We start from the raw sequence: 11998 nt of genomic DNA, 5'->3' as shown, positions 1-11998 counted from the left end.
TGCTGAATAACTGACACCACTGAAGAAAGAAGATGGATGAAGAAGGCGCTCGTTCCTGCCCTGACAGTTCTGCTCGTGCTCATCATCGGAGTCGTCGGATACATTCTCAATTCGGGTCCGAGCACCGGGGAGAATACTGCTGAGTCTTCGGACGACTGCGACGTCTCGAAATACACCATGGGTGTGAAATGGCAGCAGCAGAGCGCCGAAGCCATAGCTCTGCAGGGGCAGACCTACGAGATGGCAACACGCCAGCTCGACAGAGCGGTCGCTGCTGCTTCAGATGATGAGGATCTGGCCATCATGACCGATCTCGACGAGACTGCCATCGACAATTCGAAACTGCTGGCTCGCGACATCGCCAAGTGCCACGACTTCAGCGGATGGGACACCTGGGACGACTGGGAGAAAAACGGGGAGCCGCACATGATCCCCGGGGCTCTGGAATTCTTCCAGCACGCCGATGAGCTCGACGTCGACATCTACTACGTGTCGGACCGGACAGAAGACAATCGTGCCGAGAACGTCGCGGCTCTTGAAGAGCTCGGACTCCCGCAGATCGACGACGAGCATGTGATGCTGCTGGGGCCACCGAAGGACGAACGCCGCGCGAAGGTGGAATCGAACCACACGCTGCTCATGCAGCTCGGAGACACCCTCCACGATTTCGACGGTGCCTTCGAAGACACGTCGGTCGACGAGCAGCGTGATCTTATCGAGAAGAATCGTGCGAAGTTCGGGACCGAATGGATCATCCTGCCGAACCCGACCTACGGCGACTGGAGCGAATCCGACCTCGACGAATGGGACGCCCCGGTACGTTCGGACGGTTGAGGACGCGCCGATCCGCACGGAGGGCCGAGGACGAGCGTCGCCACGAAGCGGAATCAAGCCCGGAACCGGACGCTCGGTCGGGCCCCGGTCCGACCTCAAACGCGGCGCCGGACCCGGGCGAGCGTGATCGCACCGGCGACGAGGAAGACCGCGACCGGAAAGATCGCGCGAGGACCTGATGAGATGAGGGACCACGCCATGAGCGGGACAAGCGCCAGATTGGCCACACTCCACACCCGCGGTCCGACGGTGCGGATGTAGGCGACGATGCACATGATGTAGATAATGACGAAGACGCCGCTGGCCGCAACGATCATATCGACGACGAGATCCGGCCTCACCAGGAGAATCACCAGCGACACCGTGAATCCGGCGCTGAGCACCAGAATGGCGCGACGCGGTGTCTCACCGGAGCTGACGGCCAAGGACTGCGACAGAATCCGCTCGTTCGCCGCCGCAGAGATGATGGTGGCCACGCCCCTGGTCCAGGCGACGGCATTGAGCGCAATCGCCAGGATCCCCATGACCGCCAGGATGCCTGCGGCCGCTGCTCCCCACGGCGTCGACTCCAGAGCGTCGACGATTCCGGTGACCGGATCGACCTGGCCCGACTGAGCCTGAACGGCGAAGGTCAGCGCGAGCACGAGCACCAGCAGAAGTGCCAGCGAGATGATCGCCACCGGGGCGAAGTCACGCCGTGGATCCGGCAACTCTCGGGCGAGGAAGGTGAGATTCTCGAAACCGATGAACGCCCAGAACGCTATGAGCGCACCGGCAGGGATGAGCGCCAGTTCGGACACGTCGGGGACGACGTCCGGCGTTCTGCTCGGGTGGATGAGAGACCAGGCGACGACTGTGACGATGGCGATGACGAGGACCACCGCCCCGACGCGCTCGACAGTGCTGCCGAGCGACCGACTACGCAGATTGACGACGACGGCAAAGGCCATGAGGCTGGAGGCGATCGCGATCTCTGGAACGTCGACGTCGATGATGGCTGCGAGGTTCCGCGCCGCCATCACGGACCCCGAGGGCAGTCCGACGACCACAACCATCGAGAACATGAGGGGGACCATCGCCGCGGGATGACGTCCCAGCCCGGTCCTGATCGTCTCGCGAAGAGGGTCGGCGCTGTGCCCGGAGACGACGACGGTGTCGCGGAAGAGCATGAGCATGGGCAGGCAGACGAGTGCCGCGATGATCCAGGTGAGAGCGGCCGCGGCCCCCGACTCATGAAGGACAGCGGCCGGCACAGCAATGAGACCGGCGCCGACGACGGATGCCAGACCTGCGGCAACGCCCGGCCCGAGCGACCGGATTCTGGCCCATCCCGTCGGCTGCCCGCCGGGGGACCGCGACGCAGACGATTGCGATGCTGCGACCGAGGTCGAAGAGGGGCGTCGTGAAGTCATGAGTCCACTCAACCGCCGATTACCGAAAACCACGAGTGGCTGAAACGACACATTTCACCGGTTTTCGGCCATACTGGACAGATGTTCACTGCAGCAGTGTTCGTCCGGGACGGTCTCTCCCTCTTCGAATTCGGCGTCACGGCTGAGGTCTTCGGGATCGATCGCACGGAGGTCGGGGCGCCGCCGATCGACTTCCGTGTGTGTTCGGCGGACGGACCTCGCTGGCTGGAGACGAAGCACGTCTCCGCAGTGCGGATCGAATCCACGCACGGACTCGACGGCCTCATCGGAGCCGATGTCGTCATCGTCAGCGCCAGTCTGCCTCACACCGGCACCGAGGCGGAACGGGCAGCCCTCCGTCGAGCCCATACGGAGGGAGCAGTCATCGTCTCACTGTGCAGCGGTGCTTTCCTGCTTGCCGGCGCGGGCCTGCTCGACGGGCGTCAGGCGAGCACCCACTGGCTGTTCGCCGACCAACTGGCACACGAGTTCCCCCGCATCGACGTCGTCGAAGCCAACCTGTTCACCGACGCGGGACAGATCGTCACCGCCGCAGGCACCGCCGCCGCCATCGACACCTGTCTGCACATCGTCCGACGTGAGATCGGAGCGACGACCGCGCGATTGATTTCGCGGAGGATGGTCGCGGCTCCCACACGTCATGGAAACCAGCTGCAGTTCGTCGACCGGCCGCTGCCGGAAGCGGGGGCGACGGGATTGTCGGCCACGCTCGAGTGGGCGGCGAGCCGCCTCGGAGACAACATCGACGCGGCGGCCCTGGCCCGCCACGCGAACGTCTCCGTGCGGCAGCTGGGACGTCGCTTCAGGCAGGAGCTCGGAACGACCCCGCTGCAGTGGATCACTCAGGAGCGGACCCGTGCGGCGCAGGAGCTGCTGGAGGTCAGCGATCTGTCGATCGAGACGATCGGTCGGAAAGTCGGCTACTCTTCGGCGACCCAACTGCGCGAGCACTTCCATCGCCTCGTCGGGACGAGCCCCTCGCAGTACCGGGAGTCCTTCGCCGCGGTTACTTCTTCTTCCGTCGATCGACCTTGACGGAGACGACGGGGACGTCGGAGTCGAGGATGATGCGCTGCGCCGTCGACCCCATGATGAGCTTGCCGACGGGGGAGCGGCGACGCGAACCGATGACGATCATGCGTGTGTCGGCGGTTGCCTCGGCGAGGGCCAGGAGCTCTTCGACGGGATCATTGCCGCGGAGGAACTGAAGGATCTCGTGGGAGACCTCGGAAGACTTCAGCGTCTCCTTGAGCTCCTCGATGTCTTTGCTGGTGGCGACGCCGCGCTCGTCGGGGGTCTCACCGATTCCGGCATTGAGCACGACGAGGACATCGTCGAATGCGCGGGCCTGCTCGATGCCGAATTCGACAGCGGCCTTGCCTTCGGGCGAGGGGGAATAACCGACGAGGATTGTCATGATCTCTCCTGGTGCGACATTGGACGAAGCTCTCTCAATTAGTAGCATATCCGCCCTGTTCGGACGGGCGGCAGCTCACTCTGCGACGAGGGAAACGGGGAGCTTCGGCTGAGATCTTCCTCACTTCGCCAGAAGCGGGACCGTCACCATCGAACGATTTCTGCTCCGTATCCGCGCGAGAACTGCCCGGGAACCGCGCGGAATCGGGCCTCCGACCCCAGATCTCAATTACCGACCGAATCGTCGGTTCCGTCGATGCGGCAGTAAGGTGACCTGGGCGCTCCCGGCGCCGCGTAAGAGTGAGAAAGAAGAAGCATTGACAGATCAGAACACGCACCTCGGCCAGGCGGAAGCCGGTGAGAGCCACACGCAGAAGAAGTCGGAATGGAAGACGGTCAAGGCCATCATGGCGGCATCGTCGGGCAACCTCGTCGAATGGTTCGACTTCTACATCTACGCCTTCTTCAGCGTCTACTTCGCCGACCAGTTCTTCGTCGCTGACAACCAAGCACTGTCCCTCATGCAGGCCGCCGGAGTCTTCTTCGTCGGCTTCCTCATGCGTCCCATCGGCGGCTACATCTTCGGCCGCGCCGCCGACCGCCTCGGGCGCAAGAACTCGATGCTCATCTCCATTCTGCTCATGTGCGCCGGCTCGCTGATGATGGCGCTGCTGCCCACGAGCGCGGTCGTCGGCTCTTGGGCCGCGATTCTGCTGCTCATCGTGCGCATGATCCAGGGCCTGGCCGTCGGCGGCGAATACGGCGCCACCGCCACCTACATGTCCGAGGTCGCCACCGAAGGCAAACGCGGCTTCTACTCCTCCTTCCAGTACGTCACCCTCATCGGCGGCCAATTGCTGGCCAGCCTGCTGGCCGTCGTCATGACCCACACTCTGGGCACCGACCAGATCGAAGCCGGCTGGTGGCGACTGCCCTTCGTCATCGGCGCCGCCGCCGCTATCGTCTCCCTGTGGCTGCGTCGCGGACTCGAGGAGACCACCTCGGCGGACACCCGCAAGGACGAGAATTCCGGCAGCTTCCGCGAAGTGCTGCGCCACCCGCGCGCCTTCTTCGTCGTCCTCGGCATCACCAGCGTCGGATCGCTCGTCTTCTACGTCTTCACCACTTACATGCAGAAGTTCCTGCTGCTGCAGAACGAAGGCACCCCGGGCGAAGCCGTGTTCAACAAGGGCTCCATCGCTGACCTCATGACCATCTGCCTGCTCATCTTCGTCGTCATGCAGCCCATCGCCGGCAAGATCTCGGACAAGATCGGCCGCAAGAACAACATGCTCATCTTCGTCATCGGCATGATCGCGCTGCCCATTCCGCTGCTGGGCATGATCGGCAGGGCCGATTCCGTCGTCACGGCCGGCATTCTCATCGTCATCGCCATGGCGTTCATCAGCATGTACACCTCGATCTCCGGAATCGTGAAGGCCGAGATGTTCCCCGCCCACATCCGCGGAATCGGCGTCGGCTTCACCTACGCGATCGGCAACTCGCTGTTCGGCGGCTCCGCCGAATACGTCGCCCTGTGGTTCCGCAGCGCCGGAATCGGCACCTGGTTCGCCGTCTACGTCGTCGTCATCGCGATCGTCGGCTTCGTCGCCGTGGCCTTCATGCACGACAACCGCAAACACTCGACGATCGACAACGCCGATTCCTCGGCGTACAAACGCATCGGCAGCTGAATGACCGACGGCTGATCCCATCACCGAGGCGGCTTACCCGGTCCGCTGATCCCTTCGCCGAGGTGGCCCACCCCGACCGCGAATGACGAGTGCCCCAGAACGCTGAGTTTTGGGGCACTCGTCATTCATCGGCCCCGCCGCCTCGGTTGAGCCGCCTTGCTCGGTCGACCACACCTCGATGTGGGAATTAGTGGATATATGTTGGAATGTGATTGACGATATGTGAATGGAGTCCTAAGATCGGTCAAACCAACAGATAGCCACGCGACTGTTCGTCTGTATCGACGATGAGCCGCGCGAAGGAAAGGGCCGGACGTGTTCGCTGAAGAACGGCAACGACGCATCGCTGAGCTCGTCAGCGAAGCGGGCCGGGTCAATGTCACCGATCTGGCCGCCGATTTCGACATCACGACGGAAACCGTTCGACGCGACCTCGCCGCCCTCGAAAAGGCCGGAGCCCTCCAGCGCGTCCACGGGGGAGCAGTGCCGTGCCGTCCCCACAGCCTCGAAGAGCCGGCCTTCGACGACCGCGAGATCCACAACCTCGATGAGAAGACATCGATCGCCCGGTCCGCGCTGAGCCTGCTGGAGGAGACGATGAGCATCTCCGTGGACGGCGGCACGACCTGTGCGGCCTTCGCCCGCGCGATCGCCGACGAAGCCCATGACCGCCTCGTCGCCGGACAGACCCCGCGACAGCTGCGCGTCATCACGAACTCCCTGTCCGCCATCGACAGCCTGGCCGGTGCGCCCGGCATCGAGATCTTCGTCCTTCCGGGCCGATTCCGCCCGGTCACCCGGGCCATGGTCGGACCACAGACGATCACGGCAATCGAGGGCCACCGGGTCGATCTCGCGGTGCTCGGCACCAACGGTCTCAGTGGCGACGGTGTCTCCACGCCCGACCATGACGAGGCGGCGACGAAGTCAGCGTTCGTGCACTCGGGACGCAGAGTTGCCGTGCTCGCCGACTCCGCGAAGTTCGATGCCGTCTCCCTGGTGCGATTCGCCGAACTCGACCAGATCGACATCCTCATCACCGACGACGCGCCGGAACAGCCGTTGTCGGCCGATCTGGAGACTGCGGAAGTCGAGGTCGTCACTCCATGATCCTCACCCTTACAGCCAACCCCAGCCTCGACCGCACCATCGAATTGTCCGGTCCGGTACTCCGAGGACAGGTGCAGCGCGCCGTCTGGGCCGGACAGCAGCCCGGCGGCAAGGGAGTCAACGTCTCCCGCGCCGTGGCGGCCGCCGACCGTGACACCCTTGCGGTCCTGCCCGGAGACGTCGATGACCCGGTGCTCACCGGACTCGACGCGATCGGACTGGCTCATCGCTCGGTTCCCACCGGCACACCGCTGCGGTCCAATATCACCGTTACCGAACCCGACGGCACGACGACGAAGATCAACGAACCAGGCTCGCCTCTGAGCCCGCGGACTCAGGACGAACTGCTCGACCTCGTGGCCGAACAGGCAGTCGGTGCGAGCTGGGTCGTCCTGGCCGGTTCGCTGCCTCCAGGAGTCGACGATGACTTCTACGCCCGCGCGATCGAACGTATCCGCCAGCTTGATCGTCCGCCGCTGATCGCCGTCGACACCTCCGGTGCTCCTCTGGCTGCAGCCCTGAGAGCCTCACCGGATCTCATCAAACCCAACGCCGAAGAGCTCGCCGAGCTCCTCTGCGCCGCCGGCCTCCTGCACAGCTCCGGCCTCCGCGACGATTCTGATCCAAGCGAGGCCGCCGAGCCGCACCAACCCGCCGGCCTTCGCGACGCCACCGAAGCTCTTGGGACCGCAGAACCCCTCGACACCGCCGAACTGCACACGATCGCCGACCGACTGGAATCCTCACCGCAGCTCACGGCTCGCGCCACATCGACCCTGCTCAACGCGCGCGGCCCCCGCCCACGATCGATCCTTGCGACCCTGGGCGCCGGCGGCGCAGTGCTCGCCCAGCCGGACGCTGCCTGGCATGCCCAGCATCCGCCGATGGACGTCGTGAGCACCGTGGGCGCGGGCGACTCCACCCTTGCCGGGTACCTGCTGGGTCTGACCGGCGGCCGTGAACCTGTTGCGGCCCTGGCCCGAGCCGTCGCCTACGGAGCCGCAGCCGCCCGGCTGCGCGGCACCGGGGTGCCGAGCCCGGCGGACGCCCGGACCGACGCGGTGACCGTGACGCTGCTTGAGACACCCGCAGCACCGCTGACAGGTAGTCCCTCAGCACATACAGACACGTACACCGACGACACTTCCCACCGACATGAGGGCACAGCCCCCGAAGCCGAGGAGGCACGATGACTTCGCTCATCACAACAGAACTGGTGATCCTCGACGCGGATCAGGGGACGGAGTCGTCCGCTGTCATCCGCGCTCTGGCCGCCACGATCGCCGAACAGGGCCGCGCGAACTCCGCAGACGGATTGGCGGCCGCGGCGATCGCCCGCGAAGAGAAGACCCCGACCGGCGTTCCCGGCGGCATCGCCATCCCGCACGCCCGCACCGAGGCGGTCACCGAACCGAGCCTCGCAATGGCTCGTCTGAACCCGCCTGTCGACTTCGGTGCCAAGGACGGCCCCGCCGACCTCGTGTTCATGATCGCCGCCACCGAGGGCGCCGGGAAGGACCACCTCAAGCTCCTGTCGAAACTCGCGCGGTCGCTGGTGAAGAAGGACTTCGTCGCCTCCCTGCGTGCGGCGTCGACCGAGCAGGAAGTCGTCGACCTCGTCGAGACCGCACTCGGCCTACGTGAGACGCCCGAAGAGCAGACCAGCACCGAGGCGGCCCCCACCGGCGCAACCACCGCCGGTGCCGCTTCGACCCCCACCGCAGCAGCCGCCTCCTCGACCGACCACCCCCGCCGCGTCGTCGCCGTCACGGCCTGCCCGACGGGAATCGCTCACACCTATATGGCTGCCGACGCCCTCGCCCAGGCCGGAGCCGAGATGGGCGTCGACGTCGTCACCGAGACCCAGGGATCGAGCGGCACGACTCCGATCGACCAGTCCGTCATCGATGCCGCCGATGCTGTCGTCTTCGCTGTCGACGTCGACGTCCGCGACAAGCCGCGGTTCGCCGGCAAACCCTATGTGCAGGTGCCGGTGAAGGCCGGAATCGATGATCCGCAGGGCCTCATTCGCAACGCCCTCGCCGAGGCGGACGCCCCCAACGGCCGCAGGCTGGCCGCCGCTCACGCCGCCGACGACTCCTCCGAAACACAGTCCGGCTCTCGCGAAAGCATCGGCGCCCACCTCAAGCGCGTGCTGCTGACCGGTGTCAGCTACATGATCCCCTTCGTCGCCGCCGGCGGTCTGCTCATGGCACTGGGGTTCCTCCTCGGCGGATTCGACATCCCCGACTACGCCGAGGACATCGTCCTCGGCAGTTCCCTGTGGAACCTGCCCACCGAATACGGTGACCTGGCACTCGGGCCTGTCGGCGCCTACCTGGGCGCCGTGGCCTTCCAGATCGGCAACCTGTCGATGAGCTTCCTCGTCGCCGCCCTGGCCGGATACATCGCCTACGGCATCGCCGACCGCCCCGGAATCGCTCCCGGCTTCACCGTCGGCGCCGTCGCCGTGCTCATGGGCGCCGGGTTCATCGGCGGCATCATCGGCGGACTCCTCGCCGGCTATATCGCGCACTGGATCGGCTCCTTCGCCGCACCGAGGTGGCTGCGCGGACTCATGCCCGTCGTCATCATCCCGCTGGTGGCCTCCCTCGTCTCCTCGGGCCTGATGCTCATGGTCCTCGGCGGACCGATCAGTGCCCTGACCAAGGGTCTCGACAGCTGGCTAAGCTCGATGACCGGAACCGCCGCTGTCGTCCTCGGGCTCATCCTCGGCGCCATGATGGCCGTCGATCTGGGCGGCCCCGTCAACAAGGTCGCGTACTCGTTCGCCGTCGCCGGCCTCGCCGCCGGCTCCGTCGACAACCCCGTGCCGTGGGAGATCATGGCTACGGTGATGGCCGCCGGAATGGTTCCGCCCCTGGCCATGGCACTGGCCACCGCCGTCCGCCCCCGCATCTTCTCCCAGGCGGAGAAGGAGAATGGAAAAGCCGCCTGGCTGCTCGGCGCCGCGTTCATCTCCGAAGGCGCGATTCCCTTCGCCGCCTCCGATCCGCTGCGCGTGATCCCTGCCTCGGTTATCGGTGCCGGCGTCACGGGCGGCATGACGATGGCCTTCTCCGTCACCAGCCAGGCCCCGCACGGCGGAGTGTTCGTCTTCTTCGCCATCGACTCGTTCCTGCTGTTCCTGTTCTCCGTCGTCGTCGGCACGATCATCAGCGCCGTGCTGGTGCTCGCGCTCAAGATCCTTGTCCGCAAGGGCGGAGCGGCAGGCCTCGCCGAGGCGGCCGACCGGTCCGCACCGGCGACAACCGCAGCCGCGTCGACCGGTTCGACCACCGGATCCGGTCCGGCCGGTGAGGCTCAGCGGGACGAACCGGTATCGTCGAACGCTGACGCCACACGAGTCTGAACGCTCTCACCGAAGAGGCAAGACAGGAAGGAATGGGGATGTCCGCAGAATTCTCAGGCATCGGAGTCGTACCCGGACGGGTCATCGCCCCGGCGCTGACTATGCCCGACCCCGTGTCCGCACCCGTGGCGAAGCCCGCCCCGGTTGATCCCGAGGCGGAGGCGAACAGGATCCGGGAGGCCTCGGCCGCCGTCCACGCCGAACTGCGTGAGCGCGCCGAATCCGTCACCGGGGACGCCCGCGACGTGCTCAAGGCCACCGCCCTCATGGCCAAGGACCCCACTCTGGTGAAGACGGCGATCAAACGCCTGCCTGAGACCGATGCGGAGACCGCGATCTGGACGGTGGCCGCGGAGACCGCTGCACAGTTCGAGAAGCTCGGCGGCTATATGGCCGAACGCGCGGCCGACGTCCTCGATGTCCGCGCCCGCCTCGTCGCCCATCTGCGTGGAGTGCCGGCCCCCGGCATTCGACACGCGGCCGAGCCCTTCGTGCTCATCGCCACGGATCTCGCTCCCGCCGACACCGCAACTCTGGATCCTGAGCTTGTCGTCGGACTCGTCTGCGCAGAGGGTGGACCGCAGAGCCATACGGCCATCCTCGCCCGGTCGTTGGGCATTCCCGCCGTGGTCGCAGCCGCCGGCGTCCGCGAGATCACTGACGGCACACCCGTCTTCGTCGACGGCGGTGCCGGAGTCCTGCGCACCGAACCTGGTGCGTTGGAGACCGGCCTCGTCAAGGCATGGGCGGAGACGGCTGGCCGTCTGCAGTCGTTCACCGGACCCTGTCTCCTGAGCGACGGCACCCGGATTCCGCTGCGTGCGAATGTCGGCGACGGCGCTCAGGCACGGGCAGCGGCAGCCGCCGGTGCCGAAGGCGTCGGTCTGCTGCGCACCGAGTTCTGCTTCCTCGATCGTGATACCGAACCCAGCGTCGAGGAGCAGGCGGAGGCCTATGGGCAGGTGTTCGCAGCCTTCGATGATCACAAGGTTGTCGTGCGCACCCTCGATGCCGGAGCCGACAAGCCTCTGCCGTTCCTCACCGACGCCGATGAACCGAACCCGGCCCTGGGCGTACGCGGATTCCGGACCAGCCGCAGGGCTCAGGGAGTCCTCGAACGTCAGCTCGAGGCGATCGCGCTCGCCACCTCAAGGCATGCGGTGACCGTCCACGTCATGGCTCCGATGATCGCCACCGCCGAGGAGGCCCGACAGTTCGCAGACCTCGTCCGTGCGGCAGGACTCCCCACCGCCGGTGTCATGGTCGAGGTCCCCTCGGCGGCGCTGCAGGCGGCCACGATCCTCGAGGAAGTCGAGTTCGCGTCCCTCGGCACGAATGATCTCACCCAGTACGTCATGGCCTCCGACCGCATGCTCGGCGGCCTGGCCGAACTCAGCGACTCGTGGCAGCCGGCAGTCCTGCAGCTCATCGGCATGGCCGCCGCCCAGGGTGCTGAGGCGGAGAAGTCGGTGGGCGTGTGCGGAGAGTCTGCGGCCGATCCGGCATTGGCCGTCGTGCTGGTCGGCCTCGGAGTCACCAGCCTGTCCATGGCGCCCCGAGCTCTGCCTGCCGTCGCCGAGGTGCTGTCCGGTGTCTCCCTGGAGCGGGCACAGCAGATCGCCCGCAGTGCAATTGCGGCGCGCAGCCCGAGTGAGGCGAAGGCCGCGGTCCGAGCCGAGCTGCCGATCCTCGACGAGCTCGGCCTCTGAGCCCGGCCGTCGGGCGAGTGACCCCGTGACATACTCAGCACCACCACAGACTCCACCAACAGGAAATGTCGAAACACCGGGCAGGTCGAACCACGGCCGGTCTGATCAGGAAGGACAACTCATGGCAGAGACCATCGCAACAGTCGGAAGCACCGTCGGCCTGCACGCCCGTCCAGCAGCACTGCTGGCCGAGGCCGCCGCAGACTATGACCTCGAGATCACCATCGCCCTGGAGGGCGAACCGGCCGAGGATGCCCTCGACGCGGCCAGCGTGCTCTCCCTCATGGGCCTCGGCGCGGAATACGGTCAGAAGGTCGTTCTGCGCGCCGAGGGTGACGGAGCCGACGAAGCATTGGCCAACCTCAAGCAGCTCATCGAGACCGACCACGACGCCGAAGGCTGAGCGGCACACCCTCGAGGAGGCGGCGA

Annotated in this window: 10 protein-coding genes; 8 read left to right on the top strand and 2 right to left on the bottom strand. The window is 66.1% G+C overall.

Going from position 1 to position 11998, the window contains the following annotated elements; all coding sequences use genetic code 11:
- Nucleotides 1-36 precede the first annotated feature (36 nt).
- Complete coding sequence (locus AC3CD9_RS09505) at nt 37-834, top strand: 5'-nucleotidase, lipoprotein e(P4) family (protein WP_488367394.1); 798 nt, start codon at nt 37-39, stop codon at nt 832-834.
- 95 nt (nt 835-929) lie between these two features.
- On the opposite strand, the gene AC3CD9_RS09500 is transcribed toward AC3CD9_RS09505, so the two are convergent.
- A complete protein-coding gene (locus tag AC3CD9_RS09500) occupies nt 930-2246 on the bottom strand; it encodes an APC family permease (protein ID WP_488367393.1) in 1317 nt (438 codons plus the stop codon).
- Nucleotides 2247-2327: 81 nt separating this feature from the next.
- Here AC3CD9_RS09500 and AC3CD9_RS09495 point away from each other — a divergent pair, with 81 nt between their 5' ends.
- On the top strand, nt 2328-3302 hold the full coding sequence (locus AC3CD9_RS09495; RefSeq protein WP_488367392.1) for a GlxA family transcriptional regulator: 975 nt from the start codon (nt 2328-2330) through the stop codon (nt 3300-3302).
- On the opposite strand, the gene AC3CD9_RS09490 is transcribed toward AC3CD9_RS09495, so the two are convergent.
- Nucleotides 3274-3684, bottom strand: coding sequence for a universal stress protein (locus tag AC3CD9_RS09490; protein ID WP_139468937.1), 411 nt, complete (start codon nt 3682-3684; stop codon nt 3274-3276). The genes AC3CD9_RS09495 and AC3CD9_RS09490 overlap by 29 nt on opposite strands.
- Nucleotides 3685-4000: 316 nt before the next feature.
- Here AC3CD9_RS09490 and AC3CD9_RS09485 point away from each other — a divergent pair, with 316 nt between their 5' ends.
- The 6 genes from AC3CD9_RS09485 (at nt 4001) to AC3CD9_RS09460 (ending at nt 11972) form a co-directional block, all read left to right on the top strand.
- Nucleotides 4001-5377, top strand: a complete 1377-nt coding sequence (locus AC3CD9_RS09485) for an MFS transporter (RefSeq protein WP_488367391.1) — start codon at nt 4001-4003, stop codon at nt 5375-5377.
- A 315-nt stretch (nt 5378-5692) separates the two neighbouring features.
- Nucleotides 5693-6487, top strand: a complete 795-nt coding sequence (locus AC3CD9_RS09480) for a DeoR/GlpR family DNA-binding transcription regulator (RefSeq protein ID WP_488367390.1) — start codon at nt 5693-5695, stop codon at nt 6485-6487.
- Nucleotides 6484-7680: a 1-phosphofructokinase family hexose kinase gene (locus AC3CD9_RS09475; protein WP_488367389.1), complete on the top strand. Its 1197-nt coding sequence runs from the start codon at nt 6484-6486 to the stop codon at nt 7678-7680. Before AC3CD9_RS09480 ends, AC3CD9_RS09475 begins: the two co-directional genes overlap by 4 nt.
- Nucleotides 7677-9860 carry a PTS fructose transporter subunit IIABC gene (locus tag AC3CD9_RS09470; RefSeq protein ID WP_488367388.1) on the top strand — a complete coding sequence of 728 codons (2184 nt, stop codon included), beginning with the start codon at nt 7677-7679 and terminating at the stop codon, nt 9858-9860. The genes AC3CD9_RS09475 and AC3CD9_RS09470 overlap by 4 nt, the downstream gene beginning before the upstream one ends.
- Nucleotides 9861-9898: 38 nt before the next feature.
- On the top strand, nt 9899-11569 hold the full coding sequence (ptsP, locus tag AC3CD9_RS09465) for a phosphoenolpyruvate--protein phosphotransferase (RefSeq protein WP_488367387.1): 1671 nt from the start codon (nt 9899-9901) through the stop codon (nt 11567-11569).
- 121 nt (nt 11570-11690) lie between these two features.
- A complete protein-coding gene (locus tag AC3CD9_RS09460) occupies nt 11691-11972 on the top strand; it encodes an HPr family phosphocarrier protein (RefSeq protein ID WP_135808719.1) in 282 nt (93 codons plus the stop codon).
- Nucleotides 11973-11998: the final 26 nt, after the last annotated feature.

Source organism: Brevibacterium sp. MGP-B1 (genome assembly GCF_057766545.1).
This window is presented reverse-complemented; position numbering and strand designations above follow the sequence as displayed.